At 46.5% G+C, this 23896-nt stretch carries 15 protein-coding genes; 7 read left to right on the plus strand and 8 right to left on the minus strand.

Translation table 11 applies throughout. The features are described 5' to 3' along the window. Positions 1–21: 21 nt before the first annotated feature. Genes leuD through leuC form a run of 3 tightly spaced genes read right to left on the minus strand, consistent with a single transcriptional unit; the run spans position 22 to position 2799 of the window. Complete coding sequence (gene leuD, locus ICL07_RS08265) at positions 22–621, minus strand: 3-isopropylmalate dehydratase small subunit (protein ID WP_188087444.1); 600 nt, start codon at positions 619–621, stop codon at positions 22–24. 14 nt (positions 622–635) lie between these two features. After that, complete coding sequence (locus ICL07_RS08270) at positions 636–1385, minus strand: class I SAM-dependent methyltransferase (RefSeq protein WP_188087445.1); 750 nt, start codon at positions 1383–1385, stop codon at positions 636–638. A 16-nt stretch (positions 1386–1401) separates the two neighbouring features. Next, positions 1402–2799, minus strand: a complete 1398-nt coding sequence (gene leuC / locus ICL07_RS08275; protein WP_188087446.1) for a 3-isopropylmalate dehydratase large subunit — start codon at positions 2797–2799, stop codon at positions 1402–1404. A gap of 298 nt (positions 2800–3097) precedes the next feature. Between leuC and ICL07_RS08280 the strand changes: the two genes are divergently transcribed. Both ICL07_RS08280 and ICL07_RS08285 read left to right on the plus strand, forming a co-directional pair. Next, positions 3098–4507 (plus strand): hypothetical protein, encoded by a 1410-nt coding sequence (locus tag ICL07_RS08280; RefSeq protein ID WP_246484992.1) that lies wholly within the window; start codon positions 3098–3100, stop codon positions 4505–4507. A 4-nt stretch (positions 4508–4511) separates the two neighbouring features. Further along, positions 4512–5078, plus strand: coding sequence for an NADPH-dependent FMN reductase (locus tag ICL07_RS08285; protein ID WP_188087448.1), 567 nt, complete (start codon positions 4512–4514; stop codon positions 5076–5078). Positions 5079–5166: 88 nt separating this feature from the next. On the opposite strand, the gene ICL07_RS08290 is transcribed toward ICL07_RS08285, so the two are convergent. Both ICL07_RS08290 and ICL07_RS08295 read right to left on the minus strand, forming a co-directional pair. Next, positions 5167–6288 carry a hypothetical protein gene (locus ICL07_RS08290; protein WP_188087449.1) on the minus strand — a complete coding sequence of 374 codons (1122 nt, stop codon included), beginning with the start codon at positions 6286–6288 and terminating at the stop codon, positions 5167–5169. Between the two features lies 1 nt (position 6289). Beyond that, entirely contained in the window at positions 6290–6934 is a 645-nt protein-coding gene (locus tag ICL07_RS08295; protein WP_188087450.1) for an ABC transporter ATP-binding protein, read from the minus strand. Between the two features lie 452 nt (positions 6935–7386). Here ICL07_RS08295 and ICL07_RS08300 point away from each other — a divergent pair, with 452 nt between their 5' ends. From ICL07_RS08300 to ICL07_RS08310, 3 genes are all read left to right on the plus strand, one after another. Next, entirely contained in the window at positions 7387–8361 is a 975-nt protein-coding gene (locus ICL07_RS08300) for a ribonucleoside-diphosphate reductase small subunit (protein WP_188087451.1), read from the plus strand. A 134-nt stretch (positions 8362–8495) separates the two neighbouring features. Next, positions 8496–10871, plus strand: a complete 2376-nt coding sequence (locus ICL07_RS08305; protein WP_188087452.1) for a ribonucleoside-diphosphate reductase subunit alpha — start codon at positions 8496–8498, stop codon at positions 10869–10871. A 134-nt stretch (positions 10872–11005) separates the two neighbouring features. Beyond that, positions 11006–12448: a coiled-coil domain-containing protein gene (locus ICL07_RS08310; RefSeq protein ID WP_188087453.1), complete on the plus strand. Its 1443-nt coding sequence runs from the start codon at positions 11006–11008 to the stop codon at positions 12446–12448. A gap of 200 nt (positions 12449–12648) precedes the next feature. Here the strand turns inward: ICL07_RS08310 and ICL07_RS08315 are convergent, their stop codons facing one another. Together ICL07_RS08315 and ICL07_RS08320 are read right to left on the minus strand one after the other, a co-directional pair. After that, positions 12649–16524 (minus strand): SIR2 family protein, encoded by a 3876-nt coding sequence (locus tag ICL07_RS08315; RefSeq protein ID WP_188087454.1) that lies wholly within the window; start codon positions 16522–16524, stop codon positions 12649–12651. 129 nt (positions 16525–16653) lie between these two features. After that, entirely contained in the window at positions 16654–17253 is a 600-nt protein-coding gene (locus ICL07_RS08320; RefSeq protein ID WP_188087455.1) for a TrmH family RNA methyltransferase, read from the minus strand. Positions 17254–17383: 130 nt separating this feature from the next. Here ICL07_RS08320 and ICL07_RS08325 point away from each other — a divergent pair, with 130 nt between their 5' ends. Together ICL07_RS08325 and ICL07_RS08330 are read left to right on the plus strand one after the other, a co-directional pair. Further along, on the plus strand, positions 17384–20086 hold the full coding sequence (locus ICL07_RS08325; protein ID WP_188087456.1) for an AsmA-like C-terminal region-containing protein: 2703 nt from the start codon (positions 17384–17386) through the stop codon (positions 20084–20086). 151 nt (positions 20087–20237) lie between these two features. Continuing rightward, complete coding sequence (locus tag ICL07_RS08330; RefSeq protein WP_188087457.1) at positions 20238–20621, plus strand: SdpI family protein; 384 nt, start codon at positions 20238–20240, stop codon at positions 20619–20621. An 86-nt stretch (positions 20622–20707) separates the two neighbouring features. On the opposite strand, the gene ICL07_RS08335 is transcribed toward ICL07_RS08330, so the two are convergent. Then, the gene (locus ICL07_RS08335) at positions 20708–23890 is read right to left on the minus strand and encodes an efflux RND transporter permease subunit (protein WP_188087458.1); all 3183 of its coding nucleotides are present in this window, start codon (positions 23888–23890) and stop codon (positions 20708–20710) included. Between the last annotated feature and the right edge of the window lie 6 nt (positions 23891–23896).

Here is a 23896-nt window from a genome sequence, read left to right on the forward strand (position 1 = left end):
ATGTTGTTGTTTTAGTGATTGTTAGAAATTAAACGCCCGGGTACCCTCATATTGTTCGATATCCTGACGAAGACTCAGCAAATAATCGATGTCGTCGTAACCATTGAGCAGACAAGTTTTTTTGTAAGCGTTGATATCGAAACTTTCCTGTTCACCGGTAGCTACGATGCGGATAAACTGGTTTTCCAGGTCTACTTCTATCTGTGCTTTCGGATCTGTTTCGATGGCTTTGAAAACTTTGTCGAGGAAATCTTCGCTGACCTGTACGGGCAGAATGAAGTTGTTGAGCGCATTGTTTTTGAAAATATCTGCGAAGAAGCTGCTCACCACTACTTTAAAGCCATAGTCTGCCAGCGCCCAGGCAGCGTGTTCACGGGAGGAGCCGCAACCGAAGTTTTTACCGGCTACCAGCACTTTACCGCTGTAGACAGGGTTGTTGAGCACAAAATCAGCTTTCGGCTGATTGTTGGCATCGAAACGCCAGTCGCGGAACAGGTTTTCACCGAAACCTTCGCGGGTAGTAGCTTTCAGGAAGCGTGCCGGTATGATCTGGTCGGTATCGATATTTTCAATGGGTACAGGTACCGCAGCTGAAACAAGGTGTTGAAATATTTTGCTCATAATAATAATGACTATTAGATTTTTATGGCGGCCACGCGTAATCTCACATAATCCGCATACAGCTGTCCGTTGCGGGTAGCCTGCGGGGCCAGCTCCTGCTGTACTTCCTGCAGGATTGCCTGTTTATCGTTTTCCGGCAAGCCGGCAAAAAAGTGATGTCCGAACATTTCCAGCCAGTCGATGATACCATTTTGCGCATCGGCCAGTTTGGTGGGGCGGTCAAAGAAATGGACCCTTTCCACACGGAAGCCGGCCTTTTCCAGCAGGGTGGCGTATTCACCGGGTGACGGGAAATACCAGAAGGGCTCGTATTGGTAACCTTTCGCTGCCATCACGCGGTCGAGCGTACGCAGGATACTGTCTACATTGCCTTTGCCCCCCATTTCGATAATGAGCCGGCCACCTTTTTTTAATTGGGCGTACATCCGGCTGATGGCTTTCTCCTTTTCCCGTACCCAGTGCAGGGTGGCGTTGGAGAAAATAGCATCGAACTGCTGTGGCAGGGAGAAAGTGGTGGCATCGCCTACTTTGAAGGTAACTTCCGGGAATGACTCCCTGGCAGTAGCAACCATAGCGGGCGAAGCATCGAGGCCGGTCACCCTGGCGCCGGTGGCAGCCAACTGGGCGGTAAGTTCACCGGTACCACAGCCCAGGTCGAGGATATCTTCCCCGGCTTGCGGTTGTAGCCAATCACCGATCAGGCTGTTACCATATTCAAACACAAAGGCGTGTTTGGTCTTGTATAAGTCGGCGTTCCACTCCATTTTGATATTTTGATATTTAGATATTTTTTGTCACGTCCATTACCCTGCCGGTGAGGGCAGCCGCCGCGGCTGTGAGCGGACTGGCCAGGAAGGTGCGGGCGTTAGGCCCCTGGCGTCCTTCAAAGTTGCGGTTGGAGGTAGAGATGCAATACATACCGGCAGGCACTTTGTCTTCATTCATACCAAGGCAGGCGGAGCATCCTGGTTCACGGAGCTGGAAACCGGCGGCAGCAAAGACTTTGTCGATGCCTTCTTCTTTGGCCTGTGCTTCTACCTGTTTGGAACCTGGTACGATCCATACCACCACATCGTCTGCCTTACGTTTGCCTTTCACGTAATCGGCCACCAGGCGGAGGTCTTCAATACGGGAGTTGGTACAGCTGCCGATGAATACATAGTCGATTTTTTTGCCGAGCAGGGTGCTGCCGGGCTCGAGGTCCATGTAATCGAGGGATTTTTTGAAAGAAGGTCTTTCTTTTTCTTCTACCTGTTCCAGTGAGGGGATGTGCTGGCTAACGCCCATACCCATCCCGGGATTGGTACCATAGGTGATCTGTGGTTCAATATCAGCGGCGTCGAAAGTGAGGACTTTATCGAACTGCGCGTCGCTGTCGGAGTAAAGCGTTTGCCAGTAAGCCAGCGCTTTGTCCCAGTCGGCGCCCTGTGGGGCGAACTGGCGTCCTTTAATATAATTGAAGGTAGTCTCATCCGGAGCGATCAGGCCGCCACGGGCGCCCATTTCGATGCTCATGTTACAGATGGTCATACGGGCTTCCATGCTGAGGTTGCGGATAGCGTCGCCGGCATATTCCACGAAATAGCCGGTAGCGCCGGAGGCGGATATTTTAGAGATGATGTAGAGGATGATGTCTTTAGACAGTACGCCGTTTTTCAGGGTACCGTTCACCTCTATTTTCATGCGTTTAGGTTTGTATTGCAGGATACACTGGGTAGCCAGCACCTGTTCCACTTCGGAAGTGCCGATACCGAAGGCCACCGCTCCGAAAGCACCATGGGTACTGGTATGGCTGTCGCCGCATACGATAGTCATGCCCGGCAGGGTGATGCCCAGTTCGGGTCCGATGACGTGTACGATACCCTGGAATGGATGACCCAGACCGTACAGCTCCACGCCAAATTCCGTTGTATTTTTGGTGAGCATCTCCACCTGGTGGCGGCTCAGCGCCTCTTTGATGGGCAGGTGCTGATCCATCGTAGGTACGTTGTGATCGGCGGTAGCCCTGGTTTTCTGCGGACGGAATACCGGGATACCACGTTTGCGAAGGCCGTCGAATGCCTGGGGACTGGTTACTTCATGGATAAAGTGCGTGTTGATATACACCGCGTCCGGATGTTCCGGCTTACTCATCACGATATGGCTGTCCCAGATCTTATCAAATAACGTTTTTCCCATCCTTAATGCTTTCCTTTTAAATTGTTTATACCTTCAAATCTAATGGTCAATATTTAATTGCCATATCGCTAAATTTGCTTTAATTACAACCTTTAAAACACATTGATACACATTAATTTATTGTATATCAACAACTTATAAGATTTTATTAACGATGCCCAACAGTCAAAGTGATGCTTTATTCATATTAATAAAAACGCTAACAAAAGCCGAAAAGCGGAATTTTCAGCTGGCATTTAATAAGAATAATACCAAGGACGACGTTTTGTTCATTCAGCTTTTTAATACGCTGGACAAAATGAAGGACTACGACGAGGAGCAGATACTCCGGAAAGTGCCGGACCTGAAGAAGCAGCAGTTATCCAACGTAAAAGCCCACCTGTACAAACACCTGCTATCCAGTCTGCGGCAGCTGTACAAACAGAAGGACCCGCTGATAGACCTGCGGGAACAGCTGGACCATGCCCGGGTGCTGTATAATAAAGGACTGTACAACCAGAGCCTTAAAATCCTGGCCAAAGCCAAAACCATGGCGGTGGAGCAGGAAGAAGTAATGCTGAGCTACGAAATTGTGGAGTTCGAGAAACTGATTGAATCCAGGCATATTACCCGAAGCCTGGAAAACCGGGCGGAAGCGCTCAGTGCCGAGTCCCGGCAAATAGAACATCAGCTGACGCATATCAGCCGCCTGAGCACCCTCTCCCTTCGCATGTACGGCCTCTACCTGAAACTGGGTCATGCCCGTAACGAGCGGGACGCCGACATGGTGAAATCGTTTTTTGAAGGACAGCTGCCACAGCGCGATGCGTCGCAGATGAGCTTCTATGAGAAGATATACCTCTACCAGGCTTCCTGCTGGTATTATTATATCCTGCAGGATTTTGTGATGTACTACCGGTACACGCAGAAATGGGTGGACCTGTTCAAACAATATCCTACCCTGCAACAGACCGATATGGACCTGTATATCAAAGCGCAGCATAACTTGCTGACGGCGCATTTTTACACGTCCAATTTCGAGAAGTTCAAAACTGCCTTGTGTGACCTGGAGCAGTTCATCCGGGCTAATGAAGAGCAGTTCCACGAGAATACCCGTACTTCGGCGTTTGTATACCTGTACACCGCCAAGATCAACCGTTACTTCCTGGAAGGCACGTTCAGTCAGGGTTTGGCTATGGTACCTGAACTGGAATCGGAGATCAGTAATCACACGCTGAAAATAGATCAGCACCGGGTACTGGTGTTTTATTATAAGATCGCCTGCCTATATTTCGGTAGTGGGGATAACAGCAAAGCAATTTTTTATCTCAATAAAATCATCAACCTGAAGATTGGCAACCTGCGCGCCGATATACAATGTTTTGCCCGCATTTTGCATCTCATTGCGCATTACGAGCTGGAGAACTACAGTCTGGTAGAATACCTGATTAAATCCGTGTATCACTTTATTTCCAAACACAAAGATCTTGGACTGGTGATGGAAGCGATCATGAAATTCCTGCGCCGTTATATCTACGCCAATCCCAAAGAGTTGCGCAGCGCCTTTCTGGACCTGAAAGACAGGCTGGAGCAGATTTCCGAAGATCCATATGAGCGCCGGTCATTCCTCTATCTCGATATTATTTCCTGGCTGGAAAGTAAGATAGAAAACATTCCGGTACAAGAAGTTATTCATCGTAAATTCATCAATAAAGAAAAAAGAATTTAATCACATGTCTGTTGAGAAAAAGTATCACTTTATTGCCTTCTGTGGCAGCCTGAGAAAAGGATCCTACAATGAGATGGCCCTGAAAGCCATGCAGCTGCTGGCGCCTTCGCACATTACCATCGAGCAGGTTTTTTACGACCACATCCCGATGTATAACGCCGACGTACATACGGAATTACTTGAACAGGTAGTGCCCATCGTACAGAAAATACAACAAGCTGACGGCGCCATTTTCGTTTCGCCGGAATACAACTACTCTATTCCCGGTGGACTGAAAAACGTGATAGACGTGCTTTCCAGGCACCCCGACAAACCGTTCAATGAAAAAGCTGTCGCTATTTTAGGCGCCAGTCAGGGTAATGTTGGTACCGCGCGGATGCAATATCATCTGCGGCAGGTGATGGTATTTTTGAACGCACATGTGGTAAATAAACCTGAGATCATGATTGCCAATGCGCAACATAAATTTGATGAAAACGGTAACCTGACGGATGAATTTATCCGTAAACAATTGCCGTTGCTGCTGGAATCGCTGGCAACGCTGAGTGACAGATTTCCGAAAGTATCTTAGCGGCTGTTATATTTCTAAACGCATGAGGGGCCATCGTACAGATGGGCCCTCATGCGTTTTTTATTTTATCCAGGAAGATGCATAGCTGCTATGGTTCTATATATGGCTCATAGCGGCGATACTGCCGGAAGAAAACAATCGCCGACAGCGCCTGCAGCAACAGGATAGCCAGCCATTCATAATGTCCCAGTATCATGAACAACACTACAAAACAGGTGATCAGTACATATCGTACGTGCAATTCGTTATTCATCTTCGGAAAATATAACAGCGAGCGGAAAAACATCAACAGGGAAAGCGCCATACAGAAAACCGTGAGCAAAGACAGCCATGACGTTTTCGTATAGGCGTTGACTGTAATCATCACTATTTCCGGTATCCAGATAATGAGATAGATAGCGGCCATGCGGCCATAGTGGCGGAGTGTGCTGACAGGCAGGTTCTCCATGAAGTTGAGCCAGGTATCATCAAATACGCGGTGATGACTGAGCAGTTGCAGGTGTAGTAATACGCTTAACATCACCCCCAGCTGCAGGCCGCGCAGGTCGAAGTAGTTGCCTTCATGCATGAGGAAAAACGTGAGCCACAGCACCATGGCAGAAACCAGTTTGGCCGTGAGGATACGGCGGGGGAACTGGGTGAACAGTTCGTACAGGAAATACAGTACCGGCGGTTTCGTGAAACGGCGGTTGATCCAGCGTTGCAGGTAACCGGTAAAAAAGAAAATATCCGGCTGGAACAGTTTCCGGTCGTATAACGCCAGCGGCCAAACGGACATGGCTATATTAAATACCAGGATGATACCGGCAGACACGTAATAGTGATGTTTCAAACCTATCAGCACAGCGATGCCGGCATATATCCATACCGGCAGGTAGATGGCGTTATGCAGCAGGAACCATTGCCGGAACCGTGTTTTTTTATCGAGGCTGCCCATAGTAGGATACAGGAATTCGTATCCCTGGCTTTGCAGTACTTTCATCATGAAGCCCACGCATTTGAGGCCATAGAGCGCCCATAGCGCCAGTACCAGCAGCAGGAAAGAGCTGCCTTCCAGGAACCCCATCATGAGAGAGCGGTGGTAGTTGAGCAGGCTGCCGCTGTCTACCACGCCAAAGAGGAGGTAAAACAGCACCAGGAAAAAGCCGGTGTTCTGGATATAGAACTGGGCCGTGAATATTTTTTGCAGAATGGCAGTGACTGAACGCATACTAATTGAGCGTAATATTTTTATCCGTTATCCGCAGGGTACCGGTGAGGGTGATCTCTTCCGGGTCCAGCGGCTGGTGGGAAGTAATGAGGAAAGTGGTGCCATTGGCGGACCAGGTGCGGACCAGGTCGTACATGATGGCCAGGGTGCGGGTATCGATGGTGATGAGCGGTTCATCGAGCAGGATCACTGCGGGCTGGCCGGTAAAAGCCAGGAGCAGCGACAGCTTTTTGAGCATCCCGCTGGAATAGGTGCTTACCGGGTTATTCACAAAGATATGCACCCCCATTCTTTCCGCGATGTCCGTGATCAGCCGGCGGTCGCCCCCTTTGGTGCCCAGGTATAGTTCCAGCAGATCGCGGCCGGTGAGGAAGGCGGGATAAAAAGGTTCCGCCTCCGCGTAGTTGATCAGCCGGCGGAACTGAACGGGATGGTCTTTGCTGCTCACATCGCCCCGGAGGCGGATTTCCCCTTTAAAAGGTATGAGTCCGGCCATCACTTTCATGCAGGTTGTTTTGCCGGCGCCGTTTTCACCTTGCAGCCAGTAGATGCCCGCCCGTAGTTCCAGGTGGGGGATATCCAGTACAGGCGCGTCCTGGTAATTCTTTTTAACCGCATGAAGGGCAATAACCGGTTCTTCTGGCATATATATAAGTTGATAAGCCGTAAATATGAAGAATTATTCCTTTAAATAATATATTCCGGTGTTCAATTTAACAAAAATTTGCCAGCGGCCTTTTTTGCACTGATCATCATTCTTTTAGCGGATTCCGTATAGGCATTGTGTATATATCTCCTCAAAATGTCATCATTTTTTCACATGGAAAAGATCTTTTATACACGTTATGCACACTTGCGTGAAACACGCTACAGCACTACATTTCAACAATGTTCACAATCTTTTTCCACACCTGTTGAAAACTAAAACTGCCCTCCCTCAAGTCGTTGCTTACATTTGTAACCTTGGACGTAAGGATTTTTAGGACATAGATGCTGGAAACGGGTAGAAGGTAAATGCGAGATATGCGAAATTTTCAGTATACCAACCCCACATAGGAAAAACCGAAAACCGCGACCCGAAGAATAAAAAATATTATTATGAGTAACGAGAATGAAATTCTTTTAAAAGAGAACAAGGACCGCTTTGTCTTACTACCAATCAAATTTCCCAAAATCTGGGAGCACTATAAGAAACATGAAGCGAGTTTTTGGACCGCAGAAGAGATTGACCTGAGTGCAGATATGAAAGATTGGGGAAATATGAACGATGGCGAGCGTCACTTTATATCCCATGTACTTGCTTTTTTTGCTGCCAGCGATGGTATCGTGAATGAGAACCTGGCCGTGAATTTCATGAGTGAAGTACAGATTCCGGAAGCCCGTTGTTTTTACGGTTTCCAGATCATGATGGAGAATATCCATTCTGAGACTTACGCGTTGCTGATTGATACCTATATTAAAGATGCAGCGGAGAAAGACCGGCTGTTCCACGCCATTGACACCGTACCTGCTGTGAAGAAAAAAGCAGAATGGGCGCTGCGCTGGATCGAGAACGGAACGTTTGCTGAGCGCCTGGTAGCTTTCGCAGCGGTAGAAGGTATTTTCTTCAGTGGCAGCTTCTGCTCTATCTTCTGGCTGAAGAAAAGAGGTTTGATGCCCGGTTTGACTTTCTCCAACGAGCTGATCAGCCGTGACGAAGGGTTGCACTGTGAGTTTGCCTGCCTGCTGTACAGCATGTTATCAGAAAAACTGAGTGAAGAACAGGTACACACCATCATCCGTGATGCCGTGACCTATGAAAAAGAATTCATTATTGAAGCCTTACCGGTAGCTCTGATTGGCATGAACTCCGACCTGATGTCTCAGTACATCGAGTTTGTGGCCGACAGATGGTTATCAGAACTGGGCTACAGCAAAATATACAATGCGTCCAATCCTTTTGACTTCATGGAAATGATTTCACTGCAGGGTAAGACCAATTTCTTCGAGAAACGTGTGGGTGACTATCAGAAGTCAGGCGTAATGGGCGGCAGCAAAGAAGCGCAGACCTTCAGCCTGGAAGAAGACTTTTAATTATTTGGGGATTTTTTGATTTACGGATTTTTTGATTTTGGGAGATTTAAAAATATTTCAACAAACAAAATTCGAAAATCAAAAAATGCCCACATTCCAAAATCATTTATCTAACCTCTTAAATTCACAAACCCATGTTCGTAATCAAGAGAGATGGACGAAAAGAAGCGGTGAAGTTCGACAAAATCACCGCCCGTATTGAGAAACTGTGCTACGGTTTTAATACGGAATATGTAGACGCAATAGATGTGGCCAAGAAAGTGATTCAGGGTTTATATGACGGGGTGACCACTTCAGAGCTGGACAACCTGGCTGCTGAAACAGCTGCCTCGCTCACCACCAAACACCCGGATTACGCGCTGCTGGCCTCCCGCATAGCTGTAAGCAACCTGCATAAGAATACAGAAAAATCGTTTTCCAAAACGATGCGCAAACTGTATAACTACATTGACCCTAAAACCGGTAAGAACGCAGCTTTGCTGTCTGACGAGGTTTGGGACATCATTGAGAAAAATGCAGACATCCTGGACTCCAACATTATTTACGACCGCGATTTTGCCTTCGACTACTTCGGTTTCAAAACCCTGGAGCGCTCCTACCTGCTGAAAACAGACGGTAAAGTGGTAGAACGTCCACAGCACATGTTCATGCGTGTATCTGTAGGCATCCACAAAGAAGATATCGAATCTGCGATCAAAACCTATAACCTGATGAGCGAGCGCTGGTTCACCCACGCTACGCCTACCCTCTTCAACGCCGGTACACCGAAGCCGCAGATGTCTTCCTGCTTCCTGCTGACCATGCAGGACGACAGCATCGAAGGTATCTACGATACGCTGAAACAGACCGCCAAGATCTCTCAGAGCGCCGGTGGTATTGGCTTAAGCATTCACAACATCCGGGCGACCGGTTCCTATATCAGCGGCACCAACGGTACTTCCAACGGTATCATCCCAATGCTGCGCGTATTTAACGATACTGCCCGTTATGTGGACCAGGGCGGCGGCAAACGCAAAGGCGCTTTTGCTATCTACCTGGAGCCATGGCATGCGGATATCTTTGAATTCCTGGACCTGCGTAAAAACCATGGTAAAGAAGAGATGCGCGCCCGCGACCTGTTCTACGCCCTCTGGATGCCGGACCTGTTCATGAAACGTGTAGAAGCTAACGGCACCTGGTCGCTGTTCTGCCCACACGAAGCACCCGGACTGCACGAATGCTGGGGCGAAGAATTTGAAGCGCTCTACGAAAAATACGAGCAGGAAAACCGCGCCCGCAAAACCGTGAAAGCACAGGACCTGTGGTTTGCCATCCTGGATGCGCAGATTGAAACCGGTACACCCTACCTGCTGTATAAAGACTCTGCCAACCGCAAGTCCAACCAACAGAACCTGGGTACCATCAAGAGCTCCAACCTCTGCACCGAAATCATCGAATATACCGACGCCAACGAAGTGGCTGTATGTAATCTCGCCTCCCTGGCGCTGCCCCGCTTCGTGAACGAAGGAGAATTTGACCATCAGAAACTGTTTGAAGTAACCTACCAGGCTACTTTAAACCTGAACAAAATCATCGACCACAACTACTACCCTGTAGAAGAGGCAGAACGCAGCAACCTGCGCCACCGCCCGATCGGCCTGGGCGTACAGGGCCTGGCTGACGCGTTTATCCTGATGCGTTATCCTTTTGAAAGCGAGCAAGCCAAGAAACTGAACAGCGAAATATTTGAAACCATCTACTTCGCTTCCCTCACAGCTTCCAACGACCTCGCCAAAAAAGATGGTCACTACGAAACCTTCCCTGGCTCTCCGGCCTCCAAAGGTATCCTGCAGTTTGATATGTGGGGCGTAACACCATCTTCCCGCTGGAACTGGGACGCGCTGAAAAAATCCATCGTAAAAGAAGGTATCCGTAACTCCCTGCTGCTGGCGCCTATGCCAACAGCTTCCACTTCCCAGATCCTGGGTAACAACGAGTGCTTTGAGCCATATACCTCCAACATCTACACCCGTCGTGTATTGAGCGGTGAATTTGTGGTGGTGAACAAACACCTGCTGAAAGACCTCGTAGAACTGGGCCTGTGGGATAATGACATGAAAACAAAAATCATTGCCGCTAACGGTTCTATTCAAAATATCAACGAGATTCCCGCTAATATCAAAGAACTGTATAAAACAGTATGGGAAATCAAACAACGCAGCCTGATCGACATGGCGGCCGATCGCGGCGCGTTCATCTGCCAGTCACAGTCGCTCAACCTGTTCGTGGATACACCTACTGCCGCCAAACTGACCTCCATGCACTTCTACGCCTGGAAAAAAGGACTGAAAACCGGCATGTACTATCTGCGTACCCAGGCAGCTACCCAGGCGGTACAGTTTACCGTTGAAAAACAAGGCGGTCAGCAGATCCAGCCGGTTATCGCCAAAGGCGGTGACGTTTCCATCGACGATATCCCTGAAGGGGCTGTTTGTACTATGGAAGAAGGTTGCGTTACCTGCAGCGCCTGATAACAGTAAAAGGGTTTATAAGTATAATTATCATGTCCCCGGCCTCAACAGCCGGGGATTTTTTTATCTGTTTTTGCGGGAAATAATATTTATATTGCCATTATCCTACATCATACCTTAACCCGTACCTATATATGAAATTCTATTGTATCATCATATTACTGTCGCTTTTCTGTTCACCCCTCCTTGCACAGGATATCCTGGCAAAAAAAGACAGTGTAGCCGCCAAAGTGCAGCAAGTACCGGAAAAATTCATTTCCACGGCCAAAAGCAAAGCCGACAAGCTGAATAAACAGGTCACCACCCGCACCAATAAAGCCCTGAAACGTTTCCTGAAAGAAGAACAGGCGATGCAGAAAAAACTGTCTAAAATAGACAGCGTTGCCGCTAAAAACATCTTCACCCGTAGTATCGACTCTCTGGGCAATTTACAGGCGCGTTTGAAAGGGAAACTGGGTAAGAACAAGGTAGCCTCCGCGTTGTCACAGCCAGACGGCCCCTACCTCGACAGCCTCCAAAACTCACTTGCTTTCCTGAAAGGCTCCGGCGACCTGCTCAAACAAAGCAAAGGCATTACAGACAAGCTCAATAACGCCACCCAATCCATGGATGCGTTAAAAGATAAACTGCAACAGGCAGAAGCGATCAAATCGTTTATCCGTGAGCGGAAACAACAGTTAAAAGAGCAACTGTCCCAATACACCGGCTTCACCAAAGACCTGCAGAAAATGAACAAGGAAGCCTATTACTACGCCCAGCAACTGAAAGAATATAAAGAGATATTCAAGGATAAAAAGAAAGCAGAACAGAAAGCGATGGAGATCATTAAAAAGGTACCTGCCTTTAATGACTTTATGCAGAAAAACTCCCAGCTGGCCGGTCTTTTTAACCTCCAGGGCGCAAGCGCTTCCGCACAGAGCCTGGAAGGCCTGCAAACCCGTTCACAGGTGGAACAACTTATCCAGCAACGGCTGGGCAGCGGTCCCAATGCCGGCGCCGCCGTGAGTCAACAAATGGCCGAAGCCCGCAGCAGACTCAACGAACTGAAAAGCAAATTCCCCGACCTGGACAACGCCGCCGATATGCCCGATTTCAAACCGAAAGAAATGAAAACCAAAAGTTTTCTGCAACGGCTGGAATACGGCAGCAATATCCAGTTCCAACGCAGCAACAAATTTTTCCCCACCACCAGCGACATCGCCGGACAGGTAGCCTATAAGTTCCATAAAAACGGCAGCGCCGGTATCGGCGCCTCCTATAAACTCGGGATGGGCACCGGTTTTAATGACATTCATTTCAGCGGCCAGGGCGCCAGTATCCGCTCTTTCATCGACTGGAAACTAAAAGGTACTTTTTACCTCAATGGCGGTTATGAACAAAACTACCAGCCCGATTTCGCCAGCGTAGCCAATGGTGTAGGCCAGGCCTGGACACCCAGTGGACTGATCGGTCTTAGTAAAAAGTATAAAATCAATAGTAAACTGAAAGGGAATATGATGGTGCTGTTTGATTTTCTGTATAATCAGCATGTACCGAGAACGGATCCGATTAAGGTGAGGATGGGGTATAATTTTTAGGCAGTGTCAATGGTATTATTTGGGTTTGGTCATTTGCCATTTTTTTGCTAATTTAATTAGGATTTTTTAGTTAAATATTTGAAAATGACAGCGGTGGAAAAAGAAATCGCTATCCAGGACGAGAGTATTATATAAAGTGTGTCAGTGAACAGTTAATTAACTTTAAGCAGATTAAAATCATAACTATAGTTATTCAAGATTTATAGAGACAAATTAAGTCCATTTTTCAATTTTTGCTTCAAGTTAAACCTAACATTATTATATCGGCTTTTTTCAATAAGCGATAAGAAATAAACAACATCTTCATTGTTAAGATTCCAATTTGAAAGCACTACTGCCAGTCTTACCAGCAGCTCTTCAACTATAGGGATAGCAACCTGTTCAGGATACTGACCTTTATACAAATTCAGAATTTCCAACAATCCACTATTGAGTTCATACATATTCTTTTTGGGAAGATATTCGCACCATGCAACTAAGTATTCCAGACAGAGGATCAGTCCTGGTCCGCTTTTCAACTGGACTTTACTTATCACTAATTGTATGTATGATTTATGTTTGTCAAATTCGGACTTATCGAATAACGCCACTGTTATTTCAGTTATCGCCTCATTAATGCTGGAGATATCATCTGAAGTAAGCCCTTTTAATGTATGTCGCTCAGCACTACCATCAAAGCACAATTGTATAACCTCGGAGCGAATTCTATTGAAATCAGGTTGTAATTTCAGCCTATCCAACTCCATATCTAGAAACCAATTCATTTCTTGCAACAAGGAAAAAAAATCATTAAACCTCGCTGCCCTTTTACTCCTAAAAGCCTTTATTTCTTCAAATTTAGGTTTCATTTTGGCATATAACTCCAATACATCTCTATTAGAGAATACAAGCCCTAGATCGTCTTTATGATCGCTACCACTTAATTCTCTTAGCTTTACAAAGCTACTTTTACTGGACCAGGACATCCTCCCCTCAGGAGTCAAGGAAATTCCCGTCGCCCATAGATGAGGGCTTCTTAAAAGTTCGCCAATGACTTTCTCCTGTAATTTCGTATCTCTTTTACAGTAATATGTTGCAACCGACCATAGATTTGGAGATCTAATAGCTGTATAGTCCATTTCAAGCAAGGCATGCTTGATTTGTTCGACTTGCGTCTTACTTAAAAAGATATGGATATTTCCAAGGATAAATAAGTAATCAGGAATCTTAGGCAAGATCAGCAGCATTTTATCTATGACAATAGAATCGATTTGTTTTTTGACACCCTTTAATGATTCCAGGAACGGATTTTTGGCCAAGATAAACAAGTAGTCAATAGCACTATTAATACACATCTTGTTTTCAACTGCTATTTGGAGGCAATCTGTTATTACTTCTGACACTACACCAACATCCTGACAGTAGCGGAGCCCTGATTTAATAAAGTCGAGTCTATTTCTTTTGTCTTCATCAAACAAACGACCATTCTCTCTTTCCGTCATCCACACTTTTAACAAAAAAGGTTGCCATATTTTAGGTTCGATGATGATGATAAACTCAGTCAAGAAAGTAAGTATGTTTTTGTTATACCTGGCAGGGGTATGCGATTCTTCGTATGCAACAGATAAAAACTCAAACAATTGTTTTGGATTCACAGAAATATCGGTGTTGTATGCATAATCCTGTCCAATTCGTTTGATATATTTTGGGTCACCGTATTGAAAGGCAAAAAACAAAACCGGCAAGGGATATCGTTGGTATACCTGCTCAAAAACCGGATATACTCTATCTTTATCCTGAAGATAAAATCTATCTCCAGAAAAATGAAGGCCTGTTTCTAACATCATCCCTAATAATTGTATACTCGATACAATTTTATCAGAATTCTCAAACAAAAAGGGACTTCCAATAGTCTCATCGGATTCGTATGGTGCGATTCTATTCTTTTCATTATTGAACAACGCAAGTGCATATTTCTGGTTATCGCTTAGCAACCGGAGTCCTTTCTGTTGCAATCTCTGTCGCTTTTCAAGCAAATTCTCATCTTGTTCTCCTGCAAGGAGCATGTGTTTAATCTCCATTGCATACAAATACTCCTGAGCAAGATTATACGTTTGTTCTTTAATCTGTTTCAACCCTTTCTTCCGGTCAGAAAACAACCAATATCCAGCAAGAGAGGTATTCCTGAAAGAGGAATTAAAATTATCGTTGAGGATTTTGCTCATTTTATTGAACCGAAACATCACTGCGGCTTCCATCAGGCTCAAAGTAACCACATCATTCGCATAACTTTCAGTTTTGATCTTCGCTAGTTGTCGCAATATCTTTTTTACCCGCTTGCTATTCGCCTTCCAAATAGCATCTTTTGCATCAATTTTCAGGTAACTATAATATAAATCTGTTGATACGCTCTTTGATCGGTCTAATAGTTGTTTGAATTTTTTATCTGTTATAAGACAAGAATAGGGAAGATACAAGTCCTCCAATGCCAGAACAATTGTACCCAAAAGTGTAACTTCAACTTCCTCATGCAATCCATCTTTGGGATATAGATCACTGGCTGCCAAGATAAACTCACATTTATAATGGTTATGCAAATAATCAAAAGACGGTATGCGATTATATGGTTTCAATTCTTTTAACTTATAATAAGTTTCACATACCTTTAAAATACTTTCCTCTTTTGAGGAACCTTTGGTTATCCGTGTTTTTATCCAATATTGCTCATATTTTTCCCTAGCCATCATTTCATATGAAATTTGAGGCAAGTCAGGAACAGAAATGTCGGCCAAATAATCCATTAATCTGTTTAGCAAATCACGAGTATTCCCAGGGCTTATTGGCTTATCTGACATTTTTTCGAGAAAATCAATACAACTTGAATGACCTAGAGGAATATGTACAATTCTATGATTTTTATAAAATTGCTGCTTATGAGAATCTGCAGGTTGAGTAGCGCGAGCATCAATAAAGTATATTTTTGTATCCTCTTTATCATCTCTTCGTTCGCGCATGATCACAGTCCTTATCCAGGATATCCATGCCATAAAATTCGCATCATCACCTGAAAATCCGATTAGACAAAAGCATCCTTGCAATAGTGATATTCTCATCAGCTGCGTAAATGCCTCATGACGTATAGGATAATGCTCATAATCCTCACTCGAAATAATATATCGCTTATTATACTCATTATCAAAACCAAAGGGATCACTATCATTTTCGGGCAACGAACCGTGCAGTTTTATAATATTTCTATTGCGTTTAAGAGCTAATTCGGAAGAATGTCTAACAACGTTGTAGGAGTCATTTATGGCATCTTGCAACTCCCATTTTTTCCGATTTAGTGCCTCCACTTGAGACTGTTCATATTGGATTTGATAAGCGAGTTTATTCTTTTTTCTCAACAACTCTTCACCCTTTCCGCTAAATTCTGTAGAATCTTCCTCAATACGAGAAAGCTCACCATTCAACTCATCAAAGTTCATAGTGCTATTTTGAATGTTTTGTTCCAACATTAAAATCTCATCTATGTATTCTTTTACCTGATCCTCCAATCCAGTAATGACTGTAGTATCAACACAAAATTCGAGAAGGTTATCATAATTTGTAGTGTAAATATTATTCCATGGCAGTTTTATTAGTTTTCTATGGACTTCCAGATCATGTTGACTTATTTCTGTATCCATAAATGTGCCGTTGTCAGATTGCCTTAAAAAAAGTTTCCCATTTTGCCGAATTGCCCTTGGAATATTTTCTTCAATGCAAACGTCCACAGTCTCTCGATATCCCATTTTGCGGATGTAGTCAGATATCACCTGTAGATAGTCGGTCTGTTCTAAGTATTGGTTCACCTGTGAAGTAACAAACGACTTGAATCTTTCGTCATCCTCTGTCGCCTTTATACCATTTATTCGTTCAAAGGCAGTTGGGTACACTTTCACATTCATCCTTCGTACCATTTTATCCAACAACTCCCACCACGACAGAAACAACTTATCATGAACATTTTTACTAAAGCCCGCACCAACAAGGACAGATAAGCTTTTATTTTTTAATGTTTGCTGCAGTTGTTCGAGTTCTTTAGGGTAATCCATTTAATCTGATAATTTATGGGTACTGAGTGATGTCAGGTAACACTCAATAATAAAATTATTTATGTTAATTGTCAAAGTTAACCATTCAAAAGTTGATTTGGACGCGTTCCAACATAAAAAAAGAGGGGCTTATTCCCCCTCTTCTTCTATTTCATAACCCCACGCTTCAGCCAGGGTATTATATTGTTCAGGCGGCAACCCAGGCTTATCATAATGACCGGCCAGTTTTTTCTGCCGCATAGCCTCATAAATGCTCACGGCACAAGCCACAGAGATATTCAGGGATTTGATAATCCCCATCTGCGGGATAATAAAATTACCATCTGCCAGCGACCTGATTTTTTCACTGACACCATTTTGTTCGTTACCGAATACCAGGGCTACAGAGCCGGTAAAATCGATGTCATAGAGGCCGATGGCGTCGGCGGACAAATGTGTGGTTAGAATCTTGTCGTACCGGGCACGCAGGGCGGCCACACATTCTTCTATACTGTCAAACTCATGGATAGTGAGCCACTGGATCGCACTGCTGCTGCTTCTGTGCCCCCATTTCTTTTGGCGCGGGGCCATGGTACTGATCACATACACATCCTGGATACCTACGGCATCACAGGTACGTAATACGGCAGAAACGTTATGCGGGTCCTGCACATCTTCCAATACAACTGTCAAATTGGCTTGTCGCCTGTTCAGGGTGTTGAGTATCCGCTCTTTTCTTTCTGGTGTCATACGTCTGATATTTTCACGATTAGCGCAAAAATAGTAAAAATGACAGGAAGGGGCGATTCTATCCCCTGGGAGCTTTGCTCCTTTCCGGGAAAAAACTACCTTCACATTCATAAAATTTAAAAGATAACCTATGCTCAAAAAAATCCTGAAGATTGTAGCGGTTACACTGGTAGTACTTATTCTGGCGGCTATCGCCATTCCTTATTTCTTTAAGGATAAGATCATCGCCAAAGTAAAAACAGAACTGAATAAACACCTGACAGCCAAAGTTGACTTTAAAGACGTGGATATCAGCCTGTTCCGGCATTTCCCGCGACTGGCAGTAGGACTCGATCAGCTTCAGGTGACCGGTACCGGCGAATTTGACGGAGATACCCTGCTGGCAGTTAAACAGATAGATGTAGCCCTCGACCTCATGAGCATCATCAAGGGCGGTAAAATGGATATCTATAATGTGGCCCTTATCAACCCACGCATATACGCAGTAGTGCACAGAAATGGCGCTGCCAACTGGAATATTACCAAGCCAGACACCACCACCCAGGCCAGCCCGGCGGATACCGCCAAAACCAGCTTCGCCCTGAGCCTGCAGCAATATAAAATCGAAGATGCAAAAATCAGCTACGACGATCAACAGGGCAATATGCAACTGATCATCGATGGCCTCACCCACCAGGGGAAAGGCGATTTCACACAAGACCAGTTCACCCTTTCCACCAGCACCGTAGCAGATGGCATCACCTTCCGCTACGGTCCCATCCCTTATCTCAATAGCGTAAAAACCAAACTGGATGCTGATATCCAGATCGATAATACCACGAGTACGTATACACTGAAAGATGGTAAAGCAGCGCTCAACAGCCTTGAAATAGCCCTGCAAGGCTTCTTTAAGCTGGTCAACGACTCCACTTACGGCATGGACCTCAGCTTTAAAGCACCGTCTACCAACTTCAAAGACCTGCTGTCGCTCGTTCCCACCGTCTATAAAGCTGATTTCGACAAAATCAAAACCAGCGGTAAAGCCGCTTTCGGCGGATATGTAAAAGGCAACTATTCCCCGGTACAAATGCCGGCTTTCGGATTGGACCTCAACGTAAAAGATGGTTTCTTCCAATATCCGGACCTGCCTAAACCGGTGAAAAATATCCAGATCGCGATGAAAGTCAGCAACCCGGATGGCGTTCCTGATCATACCGTGGTGGATATGCCTACCGGTCACCTTGAGATGGATAACACCCCGTTGGACCTGCGCCTGCAAGTGAAAACTCCGGTATCCGATATGTACCTCGACGGCGCCGCCAAAGGCAAAATAGACCTGTCTAAAATCACCCAGTTCGTTAAACTGGAAACAGGCACCGCCCTCAGCGGCCTCCTGGATGCAGACATCTCCGCCAAAGGCAACATGAGCGCTATCGAAAAACAACAGTACGACCGTTTCTATGCCGCCGGCACGCTGCAACTCAGCAATATGCTGTATAAAAGCAAAGACTATCCCGATGGCATCAACGTAAAAAATCTCTTGCTGCAATTCAATCCCAAAAACGTGACTGTAAAAGAACTAAGCGGTCAATACCTGGGTAGCAACTTCGAAGCCAACGGAGAAGTAAATAACCTGCTCGCCTATACGTTTAAAAACGCGCCGCTCGATGGCCGGCTCAACTTCAAAGCCGACCAGGTGAATGTGAACAAATTTATGGGCACCACCAGCAACACCGATGGGAAAGCCCCTGCTAAAGTTGATTCTGCTGCGATGATACCGTTTGCCGTACCGGCCAACCTGAACATCAGCCTGCAGACCGCTGTAGGCAAGGTTTTATATGATAAAGCAGAACTGAATAACGTTACCGGCACCCTGCTGCTAAAAGATGAAACCCTGACCATGCAACAACTGAAAGCCAACGCATTACAGGGTACCATGGAAATCAACGGCAGCTACAGCACCAAAAACAGCAAGACGAACCCGGATATCAACGTTGCCTACGATGTGCAAAACCTCGACGTACAACAAACCTTCTATACCTTCAACACTGTACAAAAACTGATGCCGATCGGTAAATTCCTGTCCGGCAAAATCACATCGCAACTGAAGATGCATGGTAAACTCGGTAAAGACATGAGCCCCGAACTCAACACCCTCACCGGTGATGGTAACCTCCTGCTGATACAGGGCTTCCTGAAACAATTCGCTCCGGTAGACCAACTGGCCAATACCCTCAACGTATCCCAGCTGAAAGACATCTCCCTGCGGGATATCAAAAACTACTTCGCCTTTGAAAACGGCCGCGTAAAAGTGAATCCGTTCAAAGTGGCGGTCAATGGTGTTACCATGAACATCGCCGGCTCCCATGGCTTCGACCAGTCGCTTGACTATACCCTGCAACTGGCGCTGCCCCGCAGCTTAATGGGTAATGCAGGCAACACACTGGTTAACAACCTCGTTTCACAGGCGCAGAATAAAGGCATCCCTGTCAACCTGGGCGACAGCGTACACCTGCAGGTACTGATGGCTGGGAATATCATGAAACCATCTCTCAAAACAGACCTGAAAGAAAGCGCCAACAACCTGAAAAACCAGGCCACAGAGCTGGTAAAAAATAAAATCGATACCGTTAAAAACGTAGTGCGTGATTCGGTGAACCAGATCAAAAACAATGCAGTCAACGCATTGAAAGACGAACTGAAAAACCAGTTGAGCGGTAAAAAAGATTCTACCGGAAACGGTAAACCACTGGAGAATGTGGGTAAACAAGCCGGTGAGTCGGTGAAAAACACGATCAATAACCTGTTCGGCAAAAAGAAGCCAGCGGCAACGGCGGATTCTACTAAACAGTAACGGCTATACGCATCTGATTTTTAAAAAAGCTCCTGATACATCAGGAGCTTTTTTCTTTATGAAAATATCCATTTTCCTGGGATACAGTCCCGAAAGCTATTTCTGATAACTATATTTTTTTCGTAACTTATAGTAACCAAACCCCTCTCCCATGTTCATGAATTTCGTGCATTCCACCTACTGTAATGCAGCTATTTTCGCTGGGATCATCTTCGTTTTTATGGGGTATTTTATCCGGCGTTACCCACCTGAAAGCAGCAAATCATGGTACGGCTACCGTAGTGCCCTGGCCACCCGCAGCCCTGAAATGTGGCAGGCTGCCAATCGGCATGCCGCCTATATTTCCAGGCGTATCGGTTTTATTCTGATACCTGCCGGCCTCGCCTGCGCGCTCTTCTTCGACAGGCAAACAGACTGGTTCTGGTACATCACCGTTGGCGCCGTCGTAACAGGCGCCATGTACATGGTAGGCTATACGGAATGGCAACTGCAACAAATAGATCCGGAAACACCGGAAGATAACGACAACTTATAAAAAAGCCCCCATTGATAGTATCAATGGGGGCCTATAGTTTTAAGCCATTCGTTTTTATCTTCGTAAATCAGCGATAATCATGGCTATCAGAGTTTCCCTTGTATATCATGTTCCGGTACTGCCTGGTAATTCTCTTTCATCTTCTTCAGCTTCTCTTTACCATATGCCAGACGGGTGATCACCACATACAGCACCGGTACAATGAAGATAGCCAGGAAGGTAGCGGTAAACATACCACCCAGTACCGTCCAGCCCATGGTTTTACGGGCTTCCGCACCGGCGCCGGAAGATAATACCAACGGCATAATACCCAGCAGGAAGGCCAACGATGTCATAATGATCGGACGCAGACGCAGTTTGGCTGCTTCTACGGCGGCGGTCACCAGATCCATGCCCCTGTCTACACGTTCTTTGGCAAACTCTACGATCAGGATGGCGTTTTTAGCCGACAGACCGATGAGGGTAATCAAACCAATCTGCGCATATACGTTGTTGCTCAGTTTAGGCAGGAACGTGAGTACCGTGATAGCACCGAAGGCGCCGATCGGTACGGCCAGCAGCACGGAGAACGGTACTGACCAGCTCTCGTAAAGCGCCGCCAGGAACAGGAATACGAAGATGATGGATAACGCGAAGATATATACGGTTTTGGAACCGGATAATATCTCCTCACGGCTCAAACCGGAGAACTCATATCCATAACCTTCCGGAAGCACCTGTGCTGCCACTTCCTTCAACGCATTGATGGCATCACCACTACTATAGCCCGGAGCCGGGTTACCGTTGATTTCCGCAGAACGGAACAGGTTGTAATGGGAGATCACCGGCGCGTTTTCGATCACTTTATAGGACGTGAGCGCACTCAGCGGCACCATAGCGCCGGAAGTGTTGCGTACAAAAAACTGACCCAGGTTTTTAATGTCTCCGCGATAGGAAGAATCCGCCTGCGTTACCACGCGGAAGTTACGGCCATATACGGTGAAGTCGTTGATATACGCACTCCCCATATAGGTCTGTAAAGCAGTGGCGATATCGGAGATCTTCACGCCCATCTTCTTGGCTTTTTCACGGTCAATATCCAGCTGATAGCCGGGCGTACGGGCCGTAAAGAAGGAGAAGGCACGGGCTATCTCCGGACGTTTGTTGACAGCGGCTACAAACTGCTGCAATACGCCTTCAAAGGCTTTAATATCGCCGCTTCCTTTCTGTTGTAATACAAAGGAGAAACCGGCAGTCTGACCCAGACCAGGAATCGCCGGCGGCGGAATTACCACCACATTGGCTTCCTTGTATTTGCTGAGTTTTTTCTGTACGGCAGCTACCATCCCGAATATCTGGAGAGAATCAGCTTTACGCTCGCTCCAGGGTTTCAGGGAACAGAAGATAGTAGCACTGTTGGATTTGGTAGAGAAGTTCACCGCATTCAAACCGCCCAATGCCGCATAGTGATTAATACCCGGCATGGAGTCGAGGTCTTTCATCATCTGGCTCATCACAGCTACAGTACGCTCTGTGGAAGAGGATTCCGGCAGGTCGAAGGTGATGATCAGACGACCTTCATCTTCCGTAGGAATAAAGCCGGTCGGTTTGGCTTTGAATAACATCACCGTACCTACGAAAACGCAAAGCAGCAGGATCATGGCGAAACGCGCAAACCGGATGCTTTTCTTCACGCCCATAGAATAACGGGAAGTAGTATGGCCAAACCAGCGGTTAAATTTGTAGAAGAACTTGTTCAGCCCTTTGGAATCTTTATCGAGGTGCATGGGCTTCAGCAGCAACATACACAACGCCGGTGTCAGCGACAGCGCCACAAAAGCGGAGATCAGCACGGAGATCGCAATAGTGATGGCGAACTGCTGGTACAGGCGTCCTACGATACCGGGAATAAATCCTACCGGCACGAATACTGCGGCCAGGATCAGCGCGATAGCGATTACCGGTCCGGAGATCTCTTTCATCGCCTGTATGGTAGCGTCTTTTGGCGACATCTTCTCGTGGTCTATATTATGTTGCACCGCTTCCACCACCACAATGGCGTCATCCACCACAATACCAATGGCCAGTACGAAACCGAACAGGGTCAGGGTATTGATGGTAAAGCCCAGCGGAATGAAGAAGATAAACGTAGCGATAATCGACACCGGAATAGCCAGAATCGGGATAATGGTGGCCCTCCAGCTCTGCAGGAACAGGAACACCACGATCACCACCAGTATCAGGGCTTCTACCAGTGTATGCACCACTTCTTCTATCGACACTTTCACCACCGATACGGACTCGAACGGCACTACATAATCTACGTCGTTGGGGAACTGTTTTTTCAGCTGCTCCATGGCTTCGGTCACGTTGGCGGCTGTTTCCAGCGCGTTACTACCCGGCGCCTGGTATACCAGGAGGTAGGCCGCACGTTTACCATCCACATAGTTGTTACCGGCGTAGTTGAATTTACCCAGCTGTATGCGGGCCACATCTTTCAGGTATACCAGCGAACCATCATTCGGACGGGTTTTGATAATGATATTACCAAATTCTTCCGGCGTAGTGAGACGGCCTTTGGTGAAGATGTTGTATTCAAAAGTTTGTCCGGTTTGTTGTGGCGGTGCCCCTACGGAGCCGGCGGTGATCTGCGCGTTCTGTTCTGCCAGGGCTGCACGGATGTCTTCGGCGGTAACGCCCATCTGCGCCAGCTTATCCGGTTTCAGCCAGATACGCATACTGAAATCATCCGCACGGGTGAAGATATCACCCACCCCTTTGGCACGCAGCAATGCGTCTTTCACATACACGTTGGTGTAGTTGTCCAGGAAGGTAATATCGTGTGTGCCTTTAGGTGAGTACAGGGCCACCAGCATCAGGATGCTGGGGTTACGCTTTCTAACGGTCAACCCTAAACGCTGTACTTCCTGCGGCAGGGTGGGCTGTGCGATGCCTACCCGGTTCTGCACGTCCAATGCGGCAATGTTGATGTCGGTACCTACTTCAAAGTTAACCGTCATACTCATCTGCCCGCTGCTGGTATTGTTGGTGGAGATGTAGGTCATACCGGGGGTACCGTTTACCTGCACTTCCACGGGCGTGGCCACCGTTTGCTCTACCGTCTGCGCATCCGCGCCGGTATAGTTACCGGTCACCTGTACGGTAGGGGGCGAGATCTCAGGATACTGCCCTATGGCAAGGTTCATCATCGCCAGTATTCCTACCAGTACCAGCACGATAGAGATCACTATCGCGGTAACCGGCCTTTTTATAAAAGTATCTGCAATCATGAGTTT

Source organism: Chitinophaga qingshengii (assembly GCF_014529935.1).
Taxonomy (GTDB): Bacteria; Bacteroidota; Bacteroidia; order Chitinophagales; family Chitinophagaceae; genus Chitinophaga; species Chitinophaga qingshengii.

Bases quoted from the DNA above. Each gene is read 5' to 3' on its own strand.
- leuD (WP_188087444.1), bottom strand. From the start codon at position 621: ATGAGCAAAATATTTCAACACCTTGTTTCAGCTGCGGTACCTGTACCC.
- ICL07_RS08270 (WP_188087445.1), bottom strand. From the start codon at position 1,385: ATGGAGTGGAACGCCGACTTATACAAGACCAAACACGCCTTTGTGTTT.
- leuC (WP_188087446.1), bottom strand. From the start codon at position 2,799: ATGGGAAAAACGTTATTTGATAAGATCTGGGACAGCCATATCGTGATG.
- ICL07_RS08280 (WP_246484992.1), top strand. From the start codon at position 3,098: ATGAAGGACTACGACGAGGAGCAGATACTCCGGAAAGTGCCGGACCTG.
- ICL07_RS08285 (WP_188087448.1), top strand. From the start codon at position 4,512: ATGTCTGTTGAGAAAAAGTATCACTTTATTGCCTTCTGTGGCAGCCTG.
- ICL07_RS08290 (WP_188087449.1), bottom strand. From the start codon at position 6,288: ATGCGTTCAGTCACTGCCATTCTGCAAAAAATATTCACGGCCCAGTTC.
- ICL07_RS08295 (WP_188087450.1), bottom strand. From the start codon at position 6,934: ATGCCAGAAGAACCGGTTATTGCCCTTCATGCGGTTAAAAAGAATTAC.
- ICL07_RS08300 (WP_188087451.1), top strand. From the start codon at position 7,387: ATGAGTAACGAGAATGAAATTCTTTTAAAAGAGAACAAGGACCGCTTT.
- ICL07_RS08305 (WP_188087452.1), top strand. From the start codon at position 8,496: ATGTTCGTAATCAAGAGAGATGGACGAAAAGAAGCGGTGAAGTTCGAC.
- ICL07_RS08310 (WP_188087453.1), top strand. From the start codon at position 11,006: ATGAAATTCTATTGTATCATCATATTACTGTCGCTTTTCTGTTCACCC.
- ICL07_RS08315 (WP_188087454.1), bottom strand. From the start codon at position 16,524: ATGGATTACCCTAAAGAACTCGAACAACTGCAGCAAACATTAAAAAAT.
- ICL07_RS08320 (WP_188087455.1), bottom strand. From the start codon at position 17,253: ATGACACCAGAAAGAAAAGAGCGGATACTCAACACCCTGAACAGGCGA.
- ICL07_RS08325 (WP_188087456.1), top strand. From the start codon at position 17,384: ATGCTCAAAAAAATCCTGAAGATTGTAGCGGTTACACTGGTAGTACTT.
- ICL07_RS08330 (WP_188087457.1), top strand. From the start codon at position 20,238: ATGTTCATGAATTTCGTGCATTCCACCTACTGTAATGCAGCTATTTTC.
- ICL07_RS08335 (WP_188087458.1), bottom strand. From the start codon at position 23,890: ATGATTGCAGATACTTTTATAAAAAGGCCGGTTACCGCGATAGTGATC.